This is a genomic window from Shewanella sp. AC91-MNA-CIBAN-0169, assembly GCF_040310165.1.
Lineage (GTDB): Bacteria > Pseudomonadota > Gammaproteobacteria > Enterobacterales > Shewanellaceae > Shewanella.
This window is the reverse complement of sequence record NZ_JBEOPM010000001.1, coordinates 273,625-298,505: the sequence shown is the minus strand read 5'-3', so window position 1 is coordinate 298,505 and position 24,881 is coordinate 273,625. Positions and strand designations below refer to the sequence as shown.

The 24,881-nt window shown below is 42.4% G+C and carries 20 protein-coding genes and 1 riboswitch; of the genes, 5 read left to right on the top strand and 15 right to left on the bottom strand.

Annotated elements, in window-relative coordinates:
- Nucleotides 1-40: 40 nt before the first annotated feature.
- Entirely contained in the window at nucleotides 41-1,270 is a 1,230-nt protein-coding gene (queG, locus tag AAEY98_RS01255; protein WP_351014620.1) for a tRNA epoxyqueuosine(34) reductase QueG, read from the top strand.
- Between the two features lie 12 nt (nucleotides 1,271-1,282).
- Here the strand turns inward: queG and AAEY98_RS01250 are convergent, their stop codons facing one another.
- Both AAEY98_RS01250 and metE read right to left on the bottom strand, forming a co-directional pair.
- The gene (locus tag AAEY98_RS01250; protein ID WP_041412796.1) at nucleotides 1,283-1,495 is read right to left on the bottom strand and encodes a dodecin; all 213 of its coding nucleotides are present in this window, start codon (nucleotides 1,493-1,495) and stop codon (nucleotides 1,283-1,285) included.
- Between the two features lie 309 nt (nucleotides 1,496-1,804).
- Nucleotides 1,805-4,096, bottom strand: a complete 2,292-nt coding sequence (metE, locus tag AAEY98_RS01245; protein WP_351014618.1) for a 5-methyltetrahydropteroyltriglutamate--homocysteine S-methyltransferase — start codon at nucleotides 4,094-4,096, stop codon at nucleotides 1,805-1,807.
- 154 nt (nucleotides 4,097-4,250) lie between these two features.
- Between metE and AAEY98_RS01240 the strand changes: the two genes are divergently transcribed.
- Complete coding sequence (locus tag AAEY98_RS01240; protein ID WP_101085914.1) at nucleotides 4,251-5,153, top strand: LysR family transcriptional regulator; 903 nt, start codon at nucleotides 4,251-4,253, stop codon at nucleotides 5,151-5,153.
- Here the strand turns inward: AAEY98_RS01240 and AAEY98_RS01235 are convergent.
- The 6 genes from AAEY98_RS01235 to AAEY98_RS01210 form a co-directional block, all read right to left on the bottom strand.
- Nucleotides 5,136-5,876, bottom strand: a complete 741-nt coding sequence (locus AAEY98_RS01235; protein WP_101086305.1) for an HDOD domain-containing protein — start codon at nucleotides 5,874-5,876, stop codon at nucleotides 5,136-5,138. The genes AAEY98_RS01240 and AAEY98_RS01235 overlap by 18 nt on opposite strands.
- Nucleotides 5,877-5,996: 120 nt before the next feature.
- The gene (locus AAEY98_RS01230) at nucleotides 5,997-7,976 is read right to left on the bottom strand and encodes a TonB-dependent receptor (RefSeq protein ID WP_182744695.1); all 1,980 of its coding nucleotides are present in this window, start codon (nucleotides 7,974-7,976) and stop codon (nucleotides 5,997-5,999) included.
- Nucleotides 7,977-8,117: 141 nt separating this feature from the next.
- A riboswitch (cobalamin riboswitch) is annotated at nucleotides 8,118-8,331 on the bottom strand.
- Between the two features lie 312 nt (nucleotides 8,332-8,643).
- A complete protein-coding gene (locus AAEY98_RS01225; RefSeq protein WP_101085916.1) occupies nucleotides 8,644-9,309 on the bottom strand; it encodes a hypothetical protein in 666 nt (221 codons plus the stop codon).
- Nucleotides 9,310-9,435: 126 nt separating this feature from the next.
- A complete protein-coding gene (locus AAEY98_RS01220) occupies nucleotides 9,436-9,771 on the bottom strand; it encodes a DUF3622 domain-containing protein (protein ID WP_101085917.1) in 336 nt (111 codons plus the stop codon).
- A gap of 194 nt (nucleotides 9,772-9,965) precedes the next feature.
- Nucleotides 9,966-11,879, bottom strand: coding sequence for a peptidase U32 family protein (locus AAEY98_RS01215; protein ID WP_351014776.1), 1,914 nt, complete (start codon nucleotides 11,877-11,879; stop codon nucleotides 9,966-9,968).
- Nucleotides 11,880-12,054: 175 nt separating this feature from the next.
- On the bottom strand, nucleotides 12,055-12,621 hold the full coding sequence (locus AAEY98_RS01210) for a phosphoribosyltransferase (protein WP_101085918.1): 567 nt from the start codon (nucleotides 12,619-12,621) through the stop codon (nucleotides 12,055-12,057).
- Between the two features lie 360 nt (nucleotides 12,622-12,981).
- Here AAEY98_RS01210 and AAEY98_RS01205 point away from each other — a divergent pair, with 360 nt between their 5' ends.
- Nucleotides 12,982-13,641 carry a DNA-J related domain-containing protein gene (locus AAEY98_RS01205; RefSeq protein ID WP_351014616.1) on the top strand — a complete coding sequence of 220 codons (660 nt, stop codon included), beginning with the start codon at nucleotides 12,982-12,984 and terminating at the stop codon, nucleotides 13,639-13,641.
- A 578-nt stretch (nucleotides 13,642-14,219) separates the two neighbouring features.
- Nucleotides 14,220-14,876, top strand: coding sequence for a thiol:disulfide interchange protein DsbA/DsbL (locus AAEY98_RS01200; RefSeq protein ID WP_101085920.1), 657 nt, complete (start codon nucleotides 14,220-14,222; stop codon nucleotides 14,874-14,876).
- Nucleotides 14,877-14,932: 56 nt separating this feature from the next.
- On the opposite strand, the gene AAEY98_RS01195 is transcribed toward AAEY98_RS01200, so the two are convergent.
- Entirely contained in the window at nucleotides 14,933-16,732 is a 1,800-nt protein-coding gene (locus AAEY98_RS01195) for an alpha-amylase family glycosyl hydrolase (RefSeq protein WP_351014614.1), read from the bottom strand.
- 73 nt (nucleotides 16,733-16,805) lie between these two features.
- Nucleotides 16,806-17,777 carry an aldo/keto reductase gene (locus AAEY98_RS01190; RefSeq protein WP_351014612.1) on the bottom strand — a complete coding sequence of 324 codons (972 nt, stop codon included), beginning with the start codon at nucleotides 17,775-17,777 and terminating at the stop codon, nucleotides 16,806-16,808.
- 144 nt (nucleotides 17,778-17,921) lie between these two features.
- Between AAEY98_RS01190 and AAEY98_RS01185 the strand changes: the two genes are divergently transcribed.
- Entirely contained in the window at nucleotides 17,922-18,809 is an 888-nt protein-coding gene (locus tag AAEY98_RS01185) for a LysR family transcriptional regulator (protein WP_351014611.1), read from the top strand.
- A gap of 89 nt (nucleotides 18,810-18,898) precedes the next feature.
- Here AAEY98_RS01185 and AAEY98_RS01180 read toward each other — a convergent pair whose 3' ends face one another.
- From AAEY98_RS01180 to AAEY98_RS01160, 5 genes are all read right to left on the bottom strand, one after another.
- On the bottom strand, nucleotides 18,899-19,414 hold the full coding sequence (locus tag AAEY98_RS01180) for a cytochrome b/b6 domain-containing protein (RefSeq protein WP_351014609.1): 516 nt from the start codon (nucleotides 19,412-19,414) through the stop codon (nucleotides 18,899-18,901).
- A 3-nt stretch (nucleotides 19,415-19,417) separates the two neighbouring features.
- Nucleotides 19,418-19,939 carry a menaquinone-dependent protoporphyrinogen IX dehydrogenase gene (gene hemG / locus AAEY98_RS01175; protein ID WP_351014607.1) on the bottom strand — a complete coding sequence of 174 codons (522 nt, stop codon included), beginning with the start codon at nucleotides 19,937-19,939 and terminating at the stop codon, nucleotides 19,418-19,420.
- Between the two features lie 467 nt (nucleotides 19,940-20,406).
- Complete coding sequence (locus AAEY98_RS01170; protein ID WP_351014605.1) at nucleotides 20,407-22,035, bottom strand: di-heme oxidoredictase family protein; 1,629 nt, start codon at nucleotides 22,033-22,035, stop codon at nucleotides 20,407-20,409.
- A gap of 142 nt (nucleotides 22,036-22,177) precedes the next feature.
- Nucleotides 22,178-23,341: an imelysin family protein gene (locus AAEY98_RS01165; protein ID WP_351014603.1), complete on the bottom strand. Its 1,164-nt coding sequence runs from the start codon at nucleotides 23,339-23,341 to the stop codon at nucleotides 22,178-22,180.
- A gap of 56 nt (nucleotides 23,342-23,397) precedes the next feature.
- Nucleotides 23,398-24,801, bottom strand: a complete 1,404-nt coding sequence (locus tag AAEY98_RS01160; RefSeq protein ID WP_351014601.1) for a porin family protein — start codon at nucleotides 24,799-24,801, stop codon at nucleotides 23,398-23,400.
- Between the last annotated feature and the right edge of the window lie 80 nt (nucleotides 24,802-24,881).

Genomic DNA, 24,881 nt, shown 5'->3' with positions numbered 1-24,881 from the left:
AACGCGTATAATTTTAGCGTGTTTACTCAATGATAGTGTTATGACAACAACGACCCCAGTATTAACGCCTGATCCAATTACCGATCTTGAGATCAATTCAATCCCCGAGCCCTGTCCATTGACCGCGGTTCAACTTGATGTGCTCAATAGGCAAATCAAGCTTTGGGGTAAAGAACTTGGCTTTGCTCATATTGGTGTTGCTGATGTCGACTTAACTCAGCATGAGGCAGCATTACAAGACTGGTTAGATAAAGGTTATCACGGTGAGATGGCTTACATGGCTAATCACGGAATGATGCGTGCTAGACCCGCTGAGTTACATCCCGGAACCATTAGAGTGATTTGTGCTCGGATGGACTATTTACCGCCTGACGCTGGCTTTGCCAGTAATTTAACCGACCCAAATCTTGGTTATATCTCTCGTTATGCGGGTGGACGTGATTACCATAAACTCATCCGACAACGGCTTAAAAAGCTCGGCGATAAAATTAACCAGTATTGCCAACAGCTCGACTTTGATACGACTGATTTTAGACCTTTTGTGGATTCTGCACCTATTTTAGAACGTCCATTAGCCGATAAAGCCGGACTAGGCTGGACAGGCAAACACTCGTTAATTTTAAACCCAGATGCAGGCAGCTGGTTTTTTCTTGGCGAGTTACTCATTAACTTACCGTTACCGTTAGATATCCCGATTGAAGAAGGCTGCAACACTTGCGTAGCCTGCATAAAGTCATGCCCAACTGATGCGATTGTCGAGCCCTATGTTGTCGATGCAAGACGCTGTATTTCTTACTTGACCATTGAATTACAGGGCGCTATCCCAGAAGAGTTTCGCCCGCTTATAGGCAATCGTATTTATGGCTGTGATGACTGCCAGCTAGTGTGCCCAGTCAATGCTAAAGCACCACTGACAAAAGAAACTGATTTTCATACTCGCAGTGCGCTTATTCAACCCGATTTACTGACTCTATTTGCTTGGTCTGAACCTTATTTTCTCAGCCAAACAGAAGGCAGTGCGATTCGACGAATTGGTCATAAACGTTGGTTACGTAATATCGCGATTGCATTAGGTAATGCCCCTGCTAATCCGGCCATTATTAATGCGTTAGAGCAACGTAAACACAGTGAAGAAGTGGATGATATGGTACTTGAGCATATTGAATGGGCATTAGTTCAACAAATACAAAAAGCGCCACAGTCGGCGCTTTCACGTAAAACTCAACGAGTGATCAGATCAATACAAAAGGGTTTACCAAGAGACGCATAAACAAAATAAGCATTAGGCATTAGAGTCTAAGGTAAAACCCACTTTAATAGTCACTTGCCAATGAGCAATTAGGCCTTCTTCTAAGTGACCACGAGTTTCGATAACTTGAAACCAACGCAAATGTAGTAAACTTTTATTGGCTTCTGCAATCGCATTTTTGACCGCCTCATCTGAACTTATTGGTGATGATCCCACGAGTTCAATGACTTTATAAGTGTGACTCATAATAGCTCCTATTGTTAACTGCACATCTTTAGTTTCAGTGTAGTAAACAATAGCGCTATTCACCGCAGTATCGTTGAATAATAAACAGATAACGGTCAGCCGTTGAATCCGGGGGTGCTCACACCGTTTTTCTCTAAGATAAGTTTTTTTCAACTAATCTCAACAGAGAACAATCAAATTCAACTACATACAACTACATACAACTACATACAATTGCCAAGTCTACATTTGGCTTCGCCATGTCTGCCAGCTAATATTAATAAATTATTTTCATTTAAATCAATGTTATCTATAACGAGTTCATCCCAATTAGAACCGACGTCGAAGCACTTTAGTCGCTTCAATCATATTCCGCAGCGCGGGCTCAACTTCATCCCAGGTACGGGTTTTTAAACCACAATCAGGATTAACCCATAACTGTTTCACCGGCACTTTTTGCGACGCTTTAGTTATTAAGTCGACCATTTCATCAACGGTTGGAATATTTGGCGAATGAATGTCATACACACCGGGACCAATTTCATTAGGATAATGAAAATCTTCAAAGGCACTCAGTAGCTCCATACGCGAACGTGACGTCTCAATGGTGATAACATCAGCATCCATCGCCGCTATGGCATTAATGGTGTCATTGAACTCGCTGTAACACATGTGTGTATGGATTTGAGTTGCATCTTCAACACCTGCAGCCGATAACTTAAACGCATCCACCGCCCAGGTTAAATAATCTGCCCATTGGCTTTGTTTAATCGGTAAACCTTCACGAAATGCAGGTTCATCAATTTGAATAATGCCAATACCCGCTTTCTCTAAATCAACCACTTCGTCACGTACTGCTAATGCAAGTTGGTTAGCAATATCTTTACGTGGAATATCTTCACGAGCGAACGACCAATGTAAAATGGTCACCGGACCCGTTAGCATGCCCTTAACAGGCTTGTCGGTTAAGCTTTGCGCATAGGTAGCCCAGTCGACCGTCATTGGTTTGGGGCGAGACACATCGCCATAAATTAACGGCGGCTTAACGCAACGAGAACCATAACTTTGCACCCAACCAAATTGAGTAAACCCAACGCCCTCTAATTGTTCACCAAAATACTCCACCATGTCATTACGCTCAGCTTCGCCGTGAACTAGCACGTCGATACCCAATTTAAGTTGACGAGAAATGGTGTCTTGAGTGACTTGCTCAAGCTGTGAACGGTAATCATTGTCATTGATTTCGCCTTTACGCCAGCGACTGCGTAACCCCCGAATAGCTGGCGTTTGCGGGAATGAACCTATGGTGGTTGTGGGTAATAATGGCAGCGCTAACTTTTGTTGTTGGGCAATGATACGGCGGGCAAATGGACTGTTACGTTCAAAATCATCAGCGGTTAGCTGCGACACACGTTCTACAACCTGTTGATTAGCTGCGGCAGCTTTTGCCAAGCGGCGTTGCTGGCAACGATCAATAATCGCTCGGCTAGTTGCTGAACCTTGCTCAACGATTAATTGATGAATTTCGTTAAGTTCAAATAATTTTTGTTTCGCAAAAGCTAATTGGCCAAGTAATGGCGTAATTAATTGGCTTTCAACCTCGACATCCACAGGACAATGCAACAATGAACATGAAGGTGCAATCCACAAACGATCGCCTAACGTGGTCGCTAACTCGGTTACCTTCTGTGCAATCACATCAACATCAGCAGCCCACACATTACGGCCATTAACCACCCCAACAGAAAGTACCTGCTGAACGCCTAAAGCATTAACAAACACATCAAGCTGTTCTGGCGCGGTGACTACATCAAGATGTAGCCCCTCAACCGGTAATGCACTCACCAATGCTTGATGATGGGCAATAGAACCGTAATAACTGGCGAGTAAAACCTTTAATGATGCTGGCTTTTGTTGCGCTAACGTTTGATAACTGTGGCTAATGGCTTGCTGCCACTCATCGGTTAAGTCTGCCGCTAATACCGGTTCATCAAGCTGTACCCAACTCACACCTTGGGCAGCAAAACGAGACAAAATTTGTTGATAGGCAACCAATAACGGCGGTAACAACGTCAACTTATTAAACTCAGAAAGGCTTTTAGATAAGTATAAATACGTCACCGGACCGAGCAGCACAGGTTTTGCTTGATGACCTAATTGCTGTGCTTCTGTGACTTCATCAAACAATTGCTCGAAGGCAATCTCAAATGTTTGATCAGCGCTTAGTTCTGGCACTTGGTAATGGTAGTTAGTATTAAAAAACTTGGTCATTTCTGCCGCACACGCATGTTGGCCGCTTTGCGAACGGCCACGAGCCACGCGAAATAAGGTGTCAATATCGACAGCGGCTGGGCTGCCATCAGCTTGAGTGGCCCGATGACGATCGGGGATCACATTTAAGGTCGCGCTCAGGGTTAGCACCTGGTCATAATAAGCAAAATCCCCTACTGGCAGTAATTCAACACCCGCATCTGCTTGCCACTGCCAATGAGTGCGTTTTAATTCACTGGCAACGTTTTTCAGCTCCGTTAATGTTGCTTCACCGCGCCAATAACGTTCTAAAACAAACTTCAATTCACGCTGACGTCCTATGCGGGGAAATCCTAAACTTGAAATTTTCATACTGCTTTCCTTTTCGTTGAGCAAAAATTTATAGCCATTTATGTAGAAAAGCTACATAGGCGTCTGGACGTCTAGAAGTTTATTGTGTTACTCTGCTGTCAAGCAATCGAATTGATTTCATCAGCTAGTTGAGCAAGATTCATGTGGAGAGAAAATGATAGAGCTTAGACACCTTCGCACCTTGATGGCGTTAAAGGAAAGTGGCAGTTTAGCGGGTGCAGCTAAAAAACGGTTTGTAACCCAGTCGGCGCTTTCTCATCAAATAAAAGAGTTAGAGACACGAATTAACTCAACTATTTTTGTTCGTAAAAGTAAACCGTTAACGTTTACTCACGAAGGTTCACGTCTGCTGAATTTAGCGGAAGAAATCTTACCGAAAGTGATTGCAACCGAGTCAGATCTTAAACGCGGTTTAGAAGGTGAAAGCCAACAGCTTAAGCTCGGCATTGAATGCCACAGTTGTTTTCGTTGGTTAATGCCCGTTATTGAGCAATTTAAACAGCATGCGCCAGCAGCTCAAATTGACATTTCGAGCCGTCATTTATTTGATTCACTCAATGCGTTGGAGACGGGGAGTTTAGATATAGTGCTAACATCTGACCCTGTGCCAGGACATAGCGTCGCATATCAGCATCTATTTGATTTTGAAGTAAAGTTAGTCGTTGCTAGTGATCACGCATTAGCGGCACAAGCGTTTGTCACGCCAGCGCAATTGGCAAAGCAAACCTTAATCAGTTACCCCGTGCCTTTAGCGCGTTTAGACATATACAAACACTTTTTAGAGCCCGCGGGGATTGAACCTGGCGAGCAAAAGCAATGCGATTTAACCTCCATGCTGTTACAAAGAGTAGCCTGTAATGATGGCGTAGCAACCCTACCAACTTGGTCTATCCGAGAGAGTCAGGGGCTAAGCCTTACTGCGGTAAAATTAGGAGCAGAAGGACTAAAACGTCCTTTGTTTGGGGCCTATCGTCGCGATGCCACTAATGCAAATTTAATCCAAAAGTGGCTCGAACTGGTAGCAAGTGAAGGCATAAATCTACAACGGGTTGATTAATAAACCTCGTTTAGACAGTACGCGTCGAAGCACAAGTCCTGGAGAATCAGGGTTTTGTGTTTGGCGTAAGTTATGTGCAATCAAAAATTCTTCGCGTAAATCATCATCTAGCCCTAATGACGCAAATGCTTCGAGCGATAACTGCTGTTGTTGTTTATCAATAAGCGACTTCAATACTTTTAACGATACTGGTCGAGACAACTCAGCATTTAAATAAGCAAAAGCGGTTAACGCAATCACCTGCCCAAACACACTAAACAACGCTAATGTTTGCATTTCATCCGCATCGATTTTAGTGCCTACACCAATGTCGTTGTCTTCACGTAACAGTTGTATGCAATCCACCGCAATGGTTTCATTTAATGCCCAATAGCCTTGAACCAGTTTTTTGTAAGGCTCAGAAAGTTCATCAAGCCTTTCTTTAAGGTAAAACGAAAACGCGTAGCGATAAATGTTCACTTGGCCCAAACGGATTAAGGCATCTTTTACACTACGGCTTTTTGTTGATATGACACCTGCTGTTTGCGCGGTATTACTGCGTAACAATAAATGTGCTGCCAAAGCAGGATCCGCTGAAATGATATCGATAACGACTCGAATATCTGCTTCGTTAATCAGAGATTTTTTTAATGGAATTAATATGCCACGACGACCAATGACTTGCTCTTCATTGCCAATAATAGCTTGAACTTGAGTAAGGACTTGTTGCTCAAGATTAGTCATATTCATCAATTACCTTTTCTTAGAATAAATCACTTTATTCATTAATTTAACGATATATTAAAACGAAAGCCAGTAATAGTTTACTGGCTTTCGAAAGGTTATTCGCTAAAAAAAGATAATCTAGAAACGATAACCCGCAGTCAGTCTAATTGAGCGACCAGTACCAGAATAATAACCACTGCCATAAGCCGAGTAATAACCAGTGCCAACATAATCTTCATCAAGCAAGTTATCTACACGTAAGCTACCATTCCAACCTGAATAGGTATAGTTAAGCGCAAGGTTTGTTAGCACGTAACTGTCTAACTTATCACCGGTATTGCTGTTGTCGCCTTCCATGTAACGCTCACCAGTGTAAACACCTTCAACAAACGCTTGCCAATTATCAGCAAAATCATAGCTTACGAAGGCTTTACCTGAATGTTTTGCCACCCAAGATAACGCTTTACCGTCGTTCTCACCTTGAGTGAACTCTGCATCAATATAGTCGTACGAAGCACCTAGCAGCCAGTCATTTGATAACTGCACATCATAAGCAGTGCTCACACCAAAGCGGCGAGATTCATCGGCGTTTACGTTAGCACCACCCCCATAAGGCCCATCTGTACGACCGCCTTCGTAAACAATCTCATCTTCTAACTCAAGTTGATAAGCATTGATTTTTAATGTTTGAGTTGTAGTGGTAAAGTCCCAACCTGCTTCGTAAGAACGGCCTGTTTGTGGATTTAAACCTTGTACATCAAGCGGGGTGTAAGCTTGTTCATCGACTTTGGCAAAACGGAAGTTATCATTTGCACGGACATAAAAACGATGTTCACTGCTTGGGCGATAATTTAACCCTAACTCCAACGCATGGGCGTCATTATCGATTTCAATACGGTTCGGATAAAGTAATTGGTCATATAAATCGTCAGTCACTTCAGAATAACGACCACCAACAACATAAGATAACGTCGGCGTTATCGGTACCGATGCTTGCACATAAGCGCTCTTTTGTGTTTGTTCATTATTTCGTTGCGTATAAAGTGTATCGAAATCAGCTTCACCTTTACTCACATCAATACCAGCAACAAAATTTAAATCACCATGTTCTAAATGATAGTTAGCAGTAGCTTTAGGTGAGAAACTTAATAAGTCGCGCTCAATACGCCCTGCTCCACCAAATAACAGACTCGTGGTTGATGTATCCGAGTAGGTTAAATCAGCACCTAAGGCCCAAATATTATTCAGCTGGTATTGATAACCGCTGCGCAATGCTGTGGTTATTTCATGAGAGAATTCACCTTCAGAAAATGATGCTACTTGGCGAGGATCTGCTTCGTACTGCGCCAGCGTTAGCGCACCTGGTGCTTGGCGATCGTTATCAAAATGATTAACTTCAACATAGAAGTCTTCGGTATCTGTTTGATATTGTAAGCGACCTAGAATAGAACTAGTTTCATTGTCATTATTATCGCGGTAATTATCGCTTTCGTTATAACTGGCCGCTAAAAAGTAACGCCATGCATCATTGATAGCCCCTGAAATATCGCCCTTAGCTTCATAGGTATCAAAACTGCCACCACTAACCTGTAAACCACCACCCGTTTCTGTCGGTGCTTTGGTAATGATATTGATCACGCCGCCAACAGCTTGGTCACCATATAGTACCCCTGCACTGCCTGATAAAATCTCAATACGCTCAACTAAGTTAATCGGGATCGACTCAATGCTCGGTGCCGCAATATCAATATTATTCAGTCTGCGTCCATCGACTAAGATCAGCGTGTTATTAGCGGCTTGTGATGCAGAAAACCCACGCATAGAAAATACACTGCCCGAGTTATTATCCGACACCTGAATACCAGATTGTCCACGTAATAAATCGGTTAAATTGGTGGCGCCGCTCATTTGAATATCAGCAGCATCAATGACATTAACATTGGCAGCAATATTTAATGGCTTGGCAGCATTACGGCCAATAACCACAATGGTTTCATCCATGCTGATAGCCGAAGACGAGGGGGATGTAACAACTGATTCAATCGCAACAGCATTAACACTTGCGACACTGAAGACAGCACTTAATAACAGTGCAATTTTTGTTGGTTTAGTACCCATTTACCTTTAACTCCTGAAAGGAAAAATGGGGCAATAACGCCGCAATATAAAACTCCTCTTGGGCCTTATTCTACAGAAAGGTTCTATAAATAAGCCCACAAGCGGTATCACATTACATTTCGAGATCTGCCCACCGAAATCATCGAAATCACCTTTAAGGCCGGTCTCCGGACTAAGGTTATGGCGTTACACTAAAGGTAAACGCACGCGAGTCGAGATGATTAACGCAAGGTTATTGCGCACCTGACTCTCACCAATCACCGTTGCGGGGGCAGTACCAGATTTACACTGGTTTCCCGATTATCCTGCTTTGGTCTATCGTTTCAAAGCAAGCACCGTAAAGATTGACTATTAAATTATCATAAGTTGATATTCAACTCATGATTGAAAAATATCTGTTGTTATGTCGGCGTTAGCATTGAGTACCATAGTACTGCCTGACTAATGAGTGACATCCCAAAATATTAGCGCGGCGATTATAACGGATCCTAAGGTGAACTTGATACTAACAAAAGCTTAACTCACAGATTATTCAACTTGTCGGGCATTCAACATGTTACGAGAGTGACACTAGAAATGGCCAACAACGCTATCAACACGGCACTAATTATATCAACACGGCGCTAATATATGAATATGTCGTCAATGTTAGCGATAAATGTCGACGTTAAGGTTGGCTCATGAAATTACGATAATTATCGATAGTGATAGGAGCTGTCTCTGTGGTAAAAATGGCTGTACGAATGGATTTATGGATTAAGTAGACATTTTCGTCATCACTTATCACCGTAAAATAGCCCATCTCACCTTGCGGGCTGGAAACATAAGACGCTTCAACCACTGTGGAAGAATGATGAATATTAGGCATACTGGTGCAGCCTAATAAACCATGTACAGCCTCGAGCCCATCGACTTTAGAACTGCCTAGCTGTTGATAAACAATTTTACCTTCACAATGTTCTTGATATGTCGCCGCCATCGAATCTAAAAACTGGTCGGGTTCAACGTCATTTGCTAAGCCTTTAAACCCCTGCATACAGACTAAACGAGACCAATCATTTAATGATTCATTGGATGGAATAAACTCAGCCATTGTCATATCGCCACGTTTATCGCTGAATGCAAGCTTCCAATCTAATGGCGGTAAAAAGCCAAATTTTTCAGATAGAGCCGTGAGTTTTTGAACATCCTCAGACATCACCATAGCACCTGATGAGTTGTCATCTTCGCCAAATGCCATCAGTGCTGGAAGTGTCGCAGATGCACTACTCGGGAACAGGAACATAATTCCTAGACAGCCCGAGCAGCCGATAATTGCAGCAATCTTGTTCATCCAAATGAATCCTTATTTGGTCAAGAAAGAGATAAGTTGACTAAAAATCATTCTAATTAGGTATATCCTATCCTGAACATACAAAAATTGACACTTATCGATAACATTTACATCGTTGGTAAGATGTTAGTTTAGTTCTTCGTCATCTTCGTCTTCAGCATCGTCTTCATCTTCAGCATCGAATAACTCTTCTTCATCGACGGCAGATTCTGCAGCTATAGCCGCTGCTAAACTTTTAGCTTTAAGGTGCTTTTCAGTTTTACGCTTGTTACGATCAACTTGCTTAGATAAAAAACCTTGCAGTGATTGCTCGCCCCATGCAGTAGCTTCTGCTTCTGACGCAAAACCATCTTGGCTTTTTGATACTATGGTTTTAGTCGATGTCATACGACGAGTGATTTCGGTTTTCCACGTGTTTTCAATTTGAATAACACGTAAAGCATACTTTTTGCTATCGCTCATAATCTATTCTTTCCTACTTAAGGTATCACAGGCTAAAACCCATGAAATTTCAGCCGCGCAGTGTACTCGAAACGCACGAGTTTGGGCAGCTATTTAATGGTTATTTTTGCAGCTTATTTGAAAAATTAACTCAGTGGCAAGCGTAATGCTGCCACTGGAGAAAATATGATGAATAAAATCTCGCTGCGATGCGGTTATTGTTTCACTAATTGGTTAGAACCAACAATCATCATTTCACATTTATGGCAGTCAAACACCAACTTCAATTTATCTTTACCGACATCTAAAAACATTGGGTCGGCTTTAATACCTTCAACTTCTTTCGGGCATAAGTTAAAGCTGTAACGCAAACAATGTTTGGTCACCATTAACGGTGCATCATGCAACACGTTATTTTTCTCATAGGTATCTTCAATTTGAATCACCCCATGCTGATGATAAAACGATTTCGCTTTTTCGTTAGCCACGTTAGATAAAAAGCTCAATGCTTTTTGTGGAAAACGCGCCGTTTTATCGTGCACCCAACGCTCTGGTCGTTGGTAACTCGTCACCCTTGTGGCCATTAATGCACTCACAGCATCGCGGCGTAGCTCGTTTACCACCGAGGCAGGTAAAAACCACATTTGCTCAGTCAGTAAATTAACCTTATTCAATACAAAATCACTGCTGCCAAGTTTGCTAAGTTGCTTTTTCAGATTTTCTGCCGTTTTAGCTTGATCATTCGCAGGAGCTTTATCACAGGCTAAGGTAACGGTTGCACTTATACCGTGTACATCGGTGATGGTTAATCCGACGCCGTCATCGGTATCAAAAAATTGCATATCAACAGCTATTTTACGGGTGGCAGAATCTTTATTTAAGATAGCTTCAAACTTATGATCGAAGTTACGGAACATCATCACGCCAATTTTAAGATCTTTAGGCACCTCAGTTAAATACAAGGTATTACCGTCGGCGCGGTTAATGCGCAAACCGGAGAGCTTATCGTCAGACAACCGCTGGGTTTCATAATGTTCAACAAAGAAACATAAGCCATCACCATTGTTAAAATGAATGTCTTTGCCACTTTCACTGGTATCGATTTTAATAAAGTCTTTACCTACTTGGGTGATACGGCCCACTTTTTCACCGATAAACTTAGGCGAACTAAAATGCTCAATGGCCTCAGTGCGTTCATTGACAAAATAATCTGTTTTACCGCGGTTAAAACTTTTATCAGGGTCGGGCGTAAAATTAAACTCGCAACGGCCATGAGAAATAGATTCTACATCATTGCGTTTAGCAATAATGGCATCCAGTTGTTGACGGTAATGTGCGGTAACATTCTTGAGGTAAGTAATGTCTTTTAAGCGGCCCTCAATTTTAAATGAGCTAATGCCCGCATCAATTAAGGCTTCTAAATTATCCGTTTGGTTATTGTCTTTTAGTGATAATAAATGCTTATTTTCAGCTAATACTTCACCTTCACGCGTAGTCAAATTACACGGTAATCGACACATCTGTGAACATTCACCGCGATTAGCACTGCGATTAGAATACGCATGGCTTAAATTACATAAACCGCTATAACTGACACATAACGCACCATGAATAAAGAACTCTAACTTCATTTTTGTGCTCGCAGCAATGTCGCGAATTTGTGGAATATTCAACTCGCGAGCTAACACGACTTGTGAAAAACCGACTTGTTCGAAAAAGACCGTTTTTTCTGGGCTGCGGTTATCAGTTTGGGTACTCGCATGCAACGCGATAGGTGGAAGATCTAATTGTAAAACCCCCATATCTTGAACAATCAAGGCATCGACACCGGCTTCATAAAGTTGCCAAATAAGCTTTTGCGCTTTATCAATCTCGTCATCCATTAAAATGGTATTGAGCGCCACAAACACTTGGGCATGGTAACGATGAGCAAATTCAGCTAAGCGAGCGATGTCTTTAACGCTGTTGCCAGCATTATGACGCGCGCCAAATGCAGGGCCGCCAATATAAACCGCATCAGCACCATGACGAATAGCTTCAATGCCATAATCAGCATTTTTAGCCGGTGCTAACAGTTCAAGTTGGCGCTTTACAGGCGCCTCGGGGGTGAACAATTCTACAGAAACCATAATGTTAATTAAATTTCGCATTGATTCGGATAAAAAAGTGCGCCAACATACTAATATTGTCGCATTGACATAAGTATGTTGACGCACTCACATAGCTTTATACTTTAGCAAACTTTGAACAAAGTTCTAAGTAAATTCGTTGCTAATTACCGCTTAAACAACTGCTGAATATAGCTTATAAAAACAACTCTTGGATGTTTTTAAAGTCAGCTTTGCCTTCAGCAATTTCTTGCGGATTAAGCCCAGACACTTCATGGGGAAACACTAACCAATCTTCAGATGAATGAATAAAATATTCAGGTTTTAGGTCTACTTTAGTGTTTTTTGGCTTGTAATAAGGGCATGCGATACGGATATCGGTTGGCATGTTCAAACGCATGAACTTTCTTAATTTACCAATAAGTGCATCAATACTGCGGCCAGAGTCAAATACGTCATCAACGATCAACAAACCATCGCTAGCATTGGCATTTTCAATAATGTAATGCAAACCGTGTACTTTGATATTCTTATCTTGTTTGTCAGTGCCAATACCATAATAAGAAGACGTTCTAACGGCTATATGGTCAGTTTCAACTTTCTTGAAATCAAAATACTCTTGGACTGCAATACCAATTGGAGCGCCACCGCGCCAAATACCCACGATAAACTGAGGTCGAAAGCCACTATCATATACTTGTGCAGCGAGTCTAAATGAATCTTCCAGTAGTTGTTGCGCACTAATAAAGTGTTTATCTGTCATTGGTTAAGCCCCCGATTAATTTCTTGCGGAGAATTTTATACCAAATAAAGCTTTCTTGCCTGTAAGAATAGGAATTAATTGATCAAACCCATAAAAATAAAAATGTTGATCAAATCATAATATGACTCAAAATTTGGTTGTGACCTGCTTAATGCATGCTCGCATCGGTCATTGGCCCACGCTGAATCATTTCACCTTTGATAGGCATGCTATCAACAACCGGCCAAGTCGATGCACTTGCTGATTGGTCGAACAAGCTTATCGGTGCAGATAAATCTGCTTGTCATTAAAAACGACTATGGCATAGTGGGCGTTAATGACTAGCAGATTTAATCGCCAATTCAGGATGAATACGCCACTATGTTGCTCAATAAAACCTTACACAATACTGACGGAACTGGACTGGCTAACACCACGGACAGTAACGAACTCAATGTGCCTAAAGGTGACAACCCGCTAATATGGCCTGTGTTGAGTTTATTACAATCATCAAATCAAAGTTGGAAAGTGCATCATTTAGCCAGTGAATTACAAACTAAAGGTTTAATGCATAACCTTGACCCATTACCCGAAAAAGACCTATTCAAACGCAATTTTCTCCTGATGAACGCCTTGTATGAATTACAAGACATACTGATGCCCAAGCAGTGGTTGCAAGTGAAGGCGATGGAAATTCAAATATTTCGGATCATTCCAGCCAGTGCTGATATACAACATATTCGCGATGGTGCTTTACGCGATTATTACCTCGATTGGAACAATTATGATTCCAGCGTAAACGTTGTACGGGAAATGCTTGAGTCATTCTGGTCTAGCTTTCAAGAGTATATTGGCGTTAACACACAGTTGATGCACAAAGGTCATGCGTTAAAAGTGTTTGAACTTGATGAAACCGCAACCGATAAAGACATTCGCAAGCAATGGCGTAAACTAGCACTAAAATGGCATCCCGATCGTGAACAAGGTAATGCTGAACGCTTTCGAGAAGTGTGCGAAGCATGGCAAACACTCAGAGATTAGCGTTGTTCGGTAAACTACCGTGGTTGAACACTCTTCATCCACAGCCGTTATCGTTGTCAGCACTAAAATGTTCAGGGTGACTGTTCTACATTCATCCTTCCACATCAGCCCTGCTAATTCAGCATGCCATATCGGCCTTGCCACATAACCCAACAACAATGAACCGCTTATGACCACTCTTCATCCACAGCCATTATCGTTGTCAGCATTTAGATTACTGTTCTACATTCATCCTTCTATATTATCCCTGCTAATTCAGCATGCCATATCGGCCTTGCCACATAACCCATCAACAATGAACCGCTCATGACCACGCATAGTGACATTGGCACAGATCATTAACCTCACAGCAATATCTGAACTTTATTAAAGGATCATCCTCATAAAGCACGCATCGATCACGAAATTAGCGTCTTTTTGATTGATGATTTAAGCCATAATTCAGCTAACAAACTTACCCTAATTAGCTCAAGCAGATTAATCGAATCCTAGTGACTATTTACTACTAACATCGATTTACTACTTACATTGATTCGCTATTAACATTGATTCGCTATTAACATAGATTTGAGGTTTACATGATTAAATATTTTGCCATAGTACTAACGCTCATCACCGCCTCGTTTAGCACATTTGCTACGCCATTTGTTGAGGGCAAACATTACACCCAAATATCAAACAACATGGTTCCGAGTGAACCTAAAGTCACTGAATTCTTCTCGTTCTATTGCCATAACTGTTTCAATATGGAAAGCCAGTATCTACCTGAAATCAAGGCGGGTTTAGACAAAAAAATCGCTTTCGACAGCAAACATGTCGACTTTATGAATAGCGACTTGGGCACTGAAGTCATGCGCGCATTAGCGGTTATTCATGAACTAGATAATAAAGAAGCGTTAAAAATAGCCATGTTTGGCGCGATCCAAGGCAAAGATAATACCGGTGGTCACGACCACGCTGCAGCTGGACATGAACACCAATCACAAATTAATAACCGTGATGATATTAAAAATGTTTTTGCTGAGTTTGGTGTCGATGCAGAGCAATATGACACGGTAGCAGACAGTGCAGACACCAATAAAAAGTTAACCATGTGGCGTCAACAGCAAGTGTCGTATGCAGTACAAAGTGTACCGGCATTTATTGTTAACGATAAATACGCTATCAATTTAAATGAAATGCGTAGCTTGGACGATATCATTGGGGTCATTAACTACTTAGCATTAAAGCAGTAGTGCTAACCAATACAAAAATGGCTATCCAATGGATAGCCATTTTTTATCTCTATTGCTTAACTCGCTGTGGTATAAATTGCATAACTTAATCGCGGTAAGGTCACCGTTAACTCTGCTGATACGGCCTGTGCGGCATCTTCAATTGGTGGCACTACAACATCTGGCCATGTGGTCATTAAGCGATAACGCTTGCCCTCTTGGGTGACATTAATCGTCTGCGCTTGCTCACCGCTATTAAACACCATCAAAAACTCTGCTCCTGTTTCAGGGTCTACCCGAGCAAATGCAAACATGTCTTTGTCTGCTTGATAAAAGCGGTCTTGATATTGACCACGACGCAAAATAGGATATTGCTTACGCAGTTCACTCAGTTTTGCTATTGCTTGATACAAAGGGTGTTTAGGGTCAAAGTTATCATCTGCGGTCGTCGCGTTCGTGCCCAGTAAAATATTGTCATTGTAGCTAGCAACGTGAGATGCAAACATATCTTCTCGTGCGTCAATGTCATTGCCATCGCCCGTAAATCCTTGCTCATCACCATAATAAATCACTGGAATACCGCGAGATAAAAACATAAACGCATGCGACAAAATACTGCGTTGCAGTTTATCGGCTGAGCTTACATCAGGATTGGCTTGATTGACGAAATAGCCAGTGCGGCCCATGTCATGATTACCTAAAAAAGTCATCAATAAATCAGCCTGGCTGTCGTCATCTTGATATAACGAATCTTGGGCAAATAATTGCTGGGCTAATACAGGACTCTTGCCGCGATAAAAAATATCTGCCGCAGTTTGTTGAAACGCAAAGTCCAATACCGAAGGTAACTTGCCTTGGGTAGTAAAAACGCTGAGGTTGTTAGGGTTGGTATCGTACACTTCACCAAACACATGAAACTGAGGAATGCCTTGCGCCTTGGCAAAGTTAACGATTTCAGGGCTAAACGTTTGCCAAAATGACAAGTCCACATGTTTAACCGTGTCGATCCTAAATCCATCTGGCTTAAATTCTTTAATCAGATTTTGGTAAATATCAACCATGCCAGATACCACTTGAGGATCTGCGGTATTAAGATCATCTAAGCCACTAAAGTCGCCATTTAATGAGCTCTCACCTTTGAATGTGCTATCACCTTGGTTGTGATAAAAACGCGGGTCATTTAACCAATCAGGCACTTTTACACTCGCTTGATCTTGCGGCACAAACGGCGTGTAACTGTCGCCCTTTTCAACTTGAGCTAACGACTTGTATTCGCAATGGGTTTGCGGCGCAATAAACTCTCCCGACGTTTGATGACACTCTTGGTACTTGATGACATCGGCCGTGTGGTTAGTAATAATATCAAAAAAGACTTTTATACCGCGTTGGTGTGCAGAGTCGATAAGCTGCTTTAAGTCTGCGTTAGATCCAAAATGCGGGTCTATTTCGGTAAAGTCGACAATCCAATAACCATGATGCGCAATGCCATCTGATTGAATGGCCTTATTTCGCAATAATGGCGTCATCCAAATCGCGGTAATACCAAGGTTTTGGAGATAATCTAACTTTTGTTCAATGCCTAAAATATCACCGCCATGAAAACCGCGACTGCTGCTAGTATCAAAACCACCCGCTGAAATTGGTTTAGAGGTTGAGCCGTTATCATTACTGCTATCGCCGTTATAAAAACGGTCTGGTAATACAAAATAGAAAATATCGTCCCGAACATCACGATGTAAGTAATCTTGGTATATATCAGCTTGTACGCTTGGTTGTGGCAAAGGCTGAACCGCCGACGCGACCACTTCTGTTTCTGCTTGCTGACATCCACTTAACACCAATGCTGCACTCAATAGTGCCCATGTTGTCTTGTTCATATTGTCTTAGAATCCTTTAATTGAATGGCATGGAGAAATGCTCGGGTATTGCTCAAACATGCTGTAGTAATGATTAAGGTAACTCATGTCCTTTAGCGCTGACATACAATGCATACCAGTGCTCGCGACTTAACGAGACGTTAGTGGCTTTTGCACAAGCCTTAATACGCTCAAGGTTGGTGGTGCCAATAACAGGTTGAATTTGGCTAGGATGCTGCATTAACCAACTTAATAACACGGCTTCTGGGCTGGTGTGGTATTCAGCGGCTAACGTAGCAACAAGCTGGCTGGTTTGCTGCACGGCTGTCGACTGCTCCGCTGTTGCTATGCCACTGTAAATCCCTTGACATAAGCTGCCCCACGCCTGAATTTGTATATTATGTTGATTGCAGTACTCTAACGTACCAGGGGTAAAGTTGATGTCTTTGCCGTCTGGATTACCCGCATAAATGGTTTCGTCTACCCATGCGTGTTTTTGCAAACTCATTTCAATTTGGTTTACCACTAATGGCTCACCAAGCATACGCTGCAGCGCGCTAATTTGATGTTGCTGCATATTCGAAACACCCAGAAAGCGTACCTTACCAGCAGACTTTAGCTGTTGAAACGTTTCGGCAATTTCTGCTGGTCGCATTAACGGGTCTGGGCGATGAAGCACTAATACATCAAGGTATTCGGCATTGAGTTGCTTGAGGCTGTTATCAACAGAATACTTAATCCACTCTGCTGATAAGTCGTAACGCTTGGGGCCCTTGCTGTCTTCAAATCGAATACCGCACTTGGTTTGCAGGTATATTTTTTCACGCAACTCAGGGCGCTGAGCTAATATCTTGCCAAAAACGGACTCTGCTTTGCCAAAAGTATAAATGTCTGCGTGATCAAAATAGTTTATTTGGTTATCCAGCGCAGTATCAATAACCTCATGGGCTTGCTGAATATCCGCTTGAGTAATGGCATTATTATTCCAACCGCCACCCAGTCCCATACAGCCATAAACAATAGGGCTAACGTTGGGTAAAAATTCTGTTAAGGGTAAAGCTGTCATATTGATACTCTTTTTATAGTTATGATGAATATGAGTGTATGGGATTCAGCGTAAAAATGAACCGCAAAAAGCAAAATCATTATTTGGTATATCTACCAATAACAGATTACAGTTCTCTATAAAATATTATTGATGGTGATAATCATGAGCCGTGAACACAAAAAATTTGAGCGATTATTCTTATTCAGTGAAGTCGCCAAACAACTTAGCTTTACCGAAGCGGCGGCCTCATTAGGGATATCGAGAGGCTATTTATCTGAGCAGATTAGGCAACTCGAAAAAGAAGTAGGCCGACCATTACTCATACGTACAACACGCAGTGTAAGGCTAACCCCTCAAGGTGAGATGATTTTATCGAGCATGGGACAAGTAAAAGCCGACTTACTCATGCTAGACAAAAGAATTCGTCACGACAACGACGATATCTCAGGGCGGATCCGCATTACAGCGCCCAGCCAACTCACTCAACGCCATTTGCTTAATATTTGCCATGAGTTTACGCAATTGCATCCGCAGGTACATTTTAGTATTGATTGCAGCTATACCCTGCACGACTTAACCCGTAACGATTTTGATCTCGCATTTAGGGCTACCGCAACACCACCGCAAAACATGGTCGCTAAAAAATTATTTGATTATCAGCAAATCTGTTGTGCGGCCCCAGCGTATCTTCAACAACACGGAACGCCCAATTCGATTGAGGATTTGCAACATCACCAATGCCTAACGGCAACAGAACAAACTCACTGGACCTTCAATGCTCAGCCGATATTAATCAATAGCTGCTTGAGTGTTAACGATAATCATATGCTTAAACAACTAGCATTATTGGGTCGAGGGATTATTGTCGGGCCAGAGTATTTAGTCGATAAAGAAATACAAGCAGGCACATTACAGGCAATCTTAACCACAGAAACCATGAACGCATCGACCACTTATTTAATTCACCCACAGTTGCTACAACAATCCGCAAGGCTAAGCAGTTTTATTCAGTTTACGTTAAATTGGTTTCAGCAATTGAATACCCAATAATGAGTCGATTTGAACTAAGCCATTCTTCTGATGACAATGCTGGTGACAATGCTGATGACAATGCCGATTTGCCAGCGACTCAGGCACAGTTAATTAAAAAAATCGCGAAGATGTAAAAGAGCCAATAAACAATGAAGCACAATAAAGCCAATAAAACCCTGAGCAAACACAATATGATAACCGCGCCATGCTAAAGCATTACTAGGATCTGCTATGTACCAACCAGCTCCGCTACACACCACCAGCATTAACAAAATAACCCCAATGCCTTCAATGACACTGATTAGGCCTTTGCCACCAGAATGTGGCAATTGACCGTGCACTAACCCTCGCACATCTGCAAGCAATGGCGTTAACTCAAAGGTAAGCCAAGGAAAAAACTGCCGCCACTGCCCGGCCGCACACACTTTATAAGTAAACATCAATGCTAACAATGCGGTAAACAAGCCACCATAAACATGAAATACATCCCAAACACTGGCGCGAGGACTTAATTGACGTCCAATTAATATCCATGGGCTGGTGCAAATTAATAACAACGACATCAATATCATCAATGGATGCAATACTGCTTCAATACGCTGCCATAACGGCTTTAATACCATTAATTATGCCTCTATTATTTGCTGAGCAAACTCATCAACTTTTTGCCAATCGGTAAACTCAACTTTGGTATTAGGGTCTGTCGGCCCTTTGGTTAACCACATAATAAACCGAATAATATTCCGGTCCATGGCACCATAACCTTGGTAATCTAAATTACCGCCAAACACCTGTAATAACTTGGGCTGCCAAGGGCTTTGACTTAAAAACTGTTGCATATAGCTGTTAGTTTGCGGCGTATTTTTATTGGGTTTGCGCGCCACTAAACTCACCGAGAAAAAACCACTGGGTTTGCTGTCCAATTCCGCACGATGATCTTCAATAAATTGATACAGGGCTGGGCGATGTTTGCCATGACGAATACTGGCGCCAATGTACACTTTATCAAATAGGGCTAAATCGGGAGCTTCCGCTAAGGATGCGACCGTGACCAGCTCGCCTTGCTCAACCAGTTGTAGCTGTAAATATTCACATATTTTTTGAGTGTAACCATGGACACTTGAATGGATCAGTAAAATTTGGCTCATGCTGACCTCGAATGAAATCATTTAAAAGTAATACAGTATCTTAGACCACTGGCGCGAAAATTTACATGAAACAGATCACGTCATCATCATCCACAATTACCTCAATATGAACTACCGTAATGCAATGTGAACTGCCGCGCAAAAAAATACCCTAGGCATAAATGTCTAGGGTCTGCTGAACTTTGCTGGTTAAATTTTGTTCGAGATAAAAACATTTTAATCGAGGCGAGTGGATTGCTGCCTAGCAATCTAAGCAAAATTCGCTCAACAAAGAGTAAAACGTTTTTAGCCGAACCCTTTGGGCAGCGTTTGTTGGTCATTTCTACTGCGTTATCAGCTCTTAATGTAGAATAACTACACTACAAAGCCTCTGCCTTGTAGCTCATGTTTAAGTAATGACCAACAATTCGCTGCAAAAAAACCTTGAAAGATCTACAGACCCTAAGGTATTTGAGCTCTACAGCAATTTATAACGACTGTAAAAAGGCGATAACTTGATCACGCTCTGCTTGCGTTAAGGCCATAAAGTCTTGTTTAGACGTTTTAGATTCTCCGTCATGCCACAAAATGGCTTCTTCCAAGGTTGCTGCACGGCCGTCATGTAAAAATCCGGCTTGGGGATTAACCGTTTGAGTTAAGCCTATGCCCCACAATGGTCGAGTACGCCATTCATTACCGTCGGCTAAAAAGTCTGGACGACCATCTGCCAGTCCTTCACCCATATCGTGCAACAACAGGTCACTAAAGGGATAAATAGTTTGGCCTTTTAAGCTGTCGCTCATCGGTAATCCGCCAATATCACCTGAGGTTTTGGTCACAAACGACGGCGTATGACAACTGCTGCAATTAAGTTGCTCAAATAACCTAGCGCCTTCGCGCACTGCCGTTTTATCAACGTTACGTCTTGCTGGCACCGCTAAAGTTTCGGCATAAAACACCACTGAATCACTGAACTCTGCACTGGCCTCAGGCGCACCGTTAACATCTTCACCAGTATCAACAAACCCAGTTCGTGTTAAATATGAATCATGTAAACTAGTGCCAACAATGCTTTCATCAGGAAATAACGGATTAGTAATACCAATATCACCACGTAATGCACCTAACGATTGTACTCGCACACTTGGAGTGTTGGCTTTCCAACCAAAGCGACCTAAAGACACGGGTGTACTGTCACCATTTTGTGCTTTTATGGCATCAAATACCCAATTAGCTCGTCCAGAAATATCATCTTTATTGCTGTCATCAGCATCAACATTGGCGAGAATGCTTGCCTCAGGTATTGCTTCTAGCAACCCTAAACCAAACACAGGCATGCCGTTACGCCAACCCATTAACACATCATCTTGTAATAGATTTGAAGTTACATTGGCACTTTGTTTGGTTTCGCCTGGTGCATCATATGGATTTTCGACCGCGAAAATAGGCTTCTTCAAACTAATGGTGCGTCCATCGGTATACACTTCATCATGACGCTCATAAGACAAATACACATCTGCTTGACCAACAAATGCATTGTCTTGCCAATCAGGGCGCGCTTTTAACACTCCGCGATGAAATAGCTGGTCACCAAAATCTGGCACTTTAATCGGCGCACAGTAATTATTATCTGCAGTTCCTACAGTACAAGGTTCAGCAGGAGCTTTGCTGATACGTAAGAAAATACCCGCTGCCGAACCCAGTTTTACCCGAGTTTCATCTGCGGCCAAAAAAGGAGTGGAATTTCGACCATCGCGTTGATGGCAAGAATTACAGTCAGCATTATTAAATACAGGGCCTAAACCATCAAGCTCAGGGTGTTGATCATTCGGCGCTGTAGTAAACGAAACTTCAAAGTTGGTATCACCTTGTAAATGTAATGCGAGTTCATCTGCCGTTAAATTTAACGATGGCGTTGAAAAGCCATGGCCAGAGTTACTGGCATCGAATGTTGTGGTGTCACCGCCTAAAGCAACAATTGAGGTATAGCTAGGATAAGTCACTACCGGATCAATGGGGTCTGGCGAGGTTTCATCATCGCCGCTGCCACCACAAGCACTTAGGCTAAGCCCCAGCAATGCTACAAACCAATATGGTTGTCGTAATAATTTGTTCATCTTTGTCTCACACATTCACACTAAAATTGAGTTTATTTGGCAGTAATGCGACCTTGTTATGAGTTGAGTCTCTATTTTTTGGGTCACACTTACCCTCCCAATAAGGTCGTTCCATGGCCTTATTGGGAGGGTAACAGCTAAATTATGAGTTCCAATCAGATAATAAAGGCAGCACATCTGACTGCAGCGTCGCTTGTAACTTTGTTAATGCATCCACGGCGACTTGGGTTCTAGCTCGGCCATCAGCATCGAGAATCGCTTGGCGGAACGGCATGCTAGTGCTACCCGAAATGGCTTGAATTTTTAAAATGGCATCATCAATTTCGCTGGCGACACGCGTAGCTAAAGTCGCATCAGCTGCTGTTACAAAATCAATTAAACCTTGTTTATCGGCACCACCCGTAAACTCACCTTGATAAACGTTACGTACACCAATGATGTTATTTGAAAAGTCGGTTAGTGAGTTCCACGAATACTGCGACTCCACCTTAGAGGTGTCTGCCGTGGTTAATGACTCTCCGAATGGATCGGCAATTTTACCGTTACCCACTTCATCGACAATACCAATCATGCCGTTGATCAATTCTTCAATAACCGCCAACTGTGATGAGTAAATAGTGTTAGTGGCATCGCCAGGAGTTTTAAGCAACTCGGCATAAGGTTTGGCGTTAGCATCTTGTGGGTTATGGCTCACTTGCCAAGCATCGTCTAATTGCGCGGTGTAATCGCGGAACACTTCCGCTAAGGCGATTAAATACTCACGCTCTTTGGTGCTAAGATCTGCAATCAACTTTGTGTTGCTGTTAACACCATCGCCAAACAACAGATATTCCATGGTATGAAAACCTTGAACATCATCATTCCAACCTTTAATGGTGTCGGCATCAAAACCATTGCTGTTGGCTAACTGGGTTTGTAAGTCAGTGGTGTTTAACGGCCAGCTGTCTAAATGCGGGTCGATACTCAATGAGTCGACTGGGCCAAAGATATGCGACTCCCCTTGCTCCCAAGGTTGACGAGCCGACTTCCACGCATTTTGTGCAGCCACTAAATCGGCTTGTACCGTTGAGGTAAGTAAGGTTTGGGTTGCCAATAATAAGGCATCCCCCTTTGCCGCTAAATCAGCATAACCAGCCACAATCACCTCATCGGTTAAGTTAGTGATCATTTCTGTCGCGACAAAACTAAAACCGGTTGTAGGTGTAGTTGGGGTTGTCGGGGTGCTAGTGTCATCCGAGCCTGAACCGCCACACGCGGATAATGTTGCCACTAGTGCTAGTGAGATTGCAGTGTAGTTAAAACGCATAATAAAACTCCATGTAAAAAAACAGATCAAAAAATAGGTCGAAAAATTAAATTTGCTTATAGCGAGAACTGATATCCCACACCTAAAGCAAAGAAATTGGTGTCAGGAATACTGGCAACAGCCACTTGATGAAGACCACCTTCGGCTTTAATCACAATTTCAGGTATCGGGAAATAGTTAATACCCACACTGCTCCAAGTATTTTCATAACGCTTGGTTGCGGTGCCCGTTTCAACGGCCATAAGTGGATTGGAATAATCGATATTGGCAAACACGGTCATCGGAATATCAAACCATTCATCAAGTTTGACGCCCGCCTCAACAAAGAACGACTGCGACTCTGAACCCAGTTGGGCAAAATTACCTGGACGTAAACCTGGGGTGGTTTTATTAGCCTGGGTAATAGCGTCAGCATTGTCTAACGAGCCATATAAATATTGACCGCGGAGGATCCATGGACCTTCAACAAAGGCTCCGGCAACAGACACAATGCTAAGAGCACCATCAACATCGAGTTTGTTACTCTTATGGCGATTACCACTGGTATTACCGTAGTAATAAGCCACGCCGACTGCACTGCCTGTTTTGAAATTGCCATAATCAATACGGCCAGCAAATGCCAAGTCGTCAGCATTCACCTCTTCAAAGCGTTTTTGATGGCCTGATGCCACCCAATCATAAGTGCGAAAATACTCAGAGTTTAACCCACTGACAACTTGTGCCTGATAATGAAAATCGGCAACCTCTCCGTAAACACCAATACCATTTTCGTTCCAAACGGTTGGCATCATCGCAGCTTCACTCTTGTGACGTTGCACTGTAAGATATTGATTAGGTTTGTGTAACATGCTCGATAAGCCAATAGGCAAGTGAATGTTACCGAATTTCACCCCAAAGGCTTTTGATGGACGGTAACGAATTTCCGCTTTTTCAACCACCACTTCGCCACCCGCTTCAACTTCGGATTCAAACTCACCAAATTCATCAAAGCCGTCATATTCTAGTGAGGTGCCAGTGCCACCATGCTCATATTCAATTTCAACTTCCATACTCCAATCATCAGTGAACTGATAACCAAACTCGGTCACAATCCGCTCTAAATCAGTACGACTACGTCGCTCTGCGGATGTATCTTGTACGTTATCGAAATATTCATCACTGGTGTAAACAGCGCTGCCATATGAGTTAAAGCTAAAACGGCTCAATCGGTCTTGCGCTTTAGTGGCCTGTTGCACCACAGTGTCAACTTGAGTCGCCACTTGTTTGTTTTGCTGCTGTTGTTGTTTTTGTTCGGCTGCTAATGTAGCAAGCTGCTGTTTCAATATCATAATTTCAGCTTCTTGCTTGGCAATGGCTTTGGCTAATGTTTCGGTATTCGTTGCAGCTTGAGCATTAGGCATCCCACTCAAACCCAATACACTTGCCACAGATACTGCCAACAAGGTTAACTTTTTATTCATCTGTTTCTCCGACACGTCACGTTAATACTCCCTCAAAAAACGCAACAACCATACATCAAACGATAACCATTCGCATTATA

Bases quoted from the DNA above. Each gene is read 5' to 3' on its own strand.
- AAEY98_RS01180 (WP_351014609.1), bottom strand. From the start codon at position 19,414: ATGGTATTAAAGCCGTTATGGCAGCGTATTGAAGCAGTATTGCATCCA.
- AAEY98_RS01190 (WP_351014612.1), bottom strand. From the start codon at position 17,777: ATGACAGCTTTACCCTTAACAGAATTTTTACCCAACGTTAGCCCTATT.
- AAEY98_RS01220 (WP_101085917.1), bottom strand. From the start codon at position 9,771: ATGAGCGATAGCAAAAAGTATGCTTTACGTGTTATTCAAATTGAAAAC.
- AAEY98_RS01200 (WP_101085920.1), top strand. From the start codon at position 14,220: ATGATTAAATATTTTGCCATAGTACTAACGCTCATCACCGCCTCGTTT.
- AAEY98_RS01170 (WP_351014605.1), bottom strand. From the start codon at position 22,035: ATGAACAAATTATTACGACAACCATATTGGTTTGTAGCATTGCTGGGG.
- AAEY98_RS01250 (WP_041412796.1), bottom strand. From the start codon at position 1,495: ATGAGTCACACTTATAAAGTCATTGAACTCGTGGGATCATCACCAATA.
- AAEY98_RS01195 (WP_351014614.1), bottom strand. From the start codon at position 16,732: ATGAACAAGACAACATGGGCACTATTGAGTGCAGCATTGGTGTTAAGT.
- queG (WP_351014620.1), top strand. From the start codon at position 41: ATGACAACAACGACCCCAGTATTAACGCCTGATCCAATTACCGATCTT.
- AAEY98_RS01215 (WP_351014776.1), bottom strand. From the start codon at position 11,879: ATGGTTTCTGTAGAATTGTTCACCCCCGAGGCGCCTGTAAAGCGCCAA.
- AAEY98_RS01230 (WP_182744695.1), bottom strand. From the start codon at position 7,976: ATGGGTACTAAACCAACAAAAATTGCACTGTTATTAAGTGCTGTCTTC.
- AAEY98_RS01185 (WP_351014611.1), top strand. From the start codon at position 17,922: ATGAGCCGTGAACACAAAAAATTTGAGCGATTATTCTTATTCAGTGAA.
- AAEY98_RS01210 (WP_101085918.1), bottom strand. From the start codon at position 12,621: ATGACAGATAAACACTTTATTAGTGCGCAACAACTACTGGAAGATTCA.
- AAEY98_RS01235 (WP_101086305.1), bottom strand. From the start codon at position 5,876: ATGACTAATCTTGAGCAACAAGTCCTTACTCAAGTTCAAGCTATTATT.
- metE (WP_351014618.1), bottom strand. From the start codon at position 4,096: ATGAAAATTTCAAGTTTAGGATTTCCCCGCATAGGACGTCAGCGTGAA.
- hemG (WP_351014607.1), bottom strand. From the start codon at position 19,939: ATGAGCCAAATTTTACTGATCCATTCAAGTGTCCATGGTTACACTCAA.
- AAEY98_RS01160 (WP_351014601.1), bottom strand. From the start codon at position 24,801: ATGAATAAAAAGTTAACCTTGTTGGCAGTATCTGTGGCAAGTGTATTG.
- AAEY98_RS01225 (WP_101085916.1), bottom strand. From the start codon at position 9,309: ATGAACAAGATTGCTGCAATTATCGGCTGCTCGGGCTGTCTAGGAATT.
- AAEY98_RS01205 (WP_351014616.1), top strand. From the start codon at position 12,982: ATGTTGCTCAATAAAACCTTACACAATACTGACGGAACTGGACTGGCT.
- AAEY98_RS01165 (WP_351014603.1), bottom strand. From the start codon at position 23,341: ATGCGTTTTAACTACACTGCAATCTCACTAGCACTAGTGGCAACATTA.
- AAEY98_RS01240 (WP_101085914.1), top strand. From the start codon at position 4,251: ATGATAGAGCTTAGACACCTTCGCACCTTGATGGCGTTAAAGGAAAGT.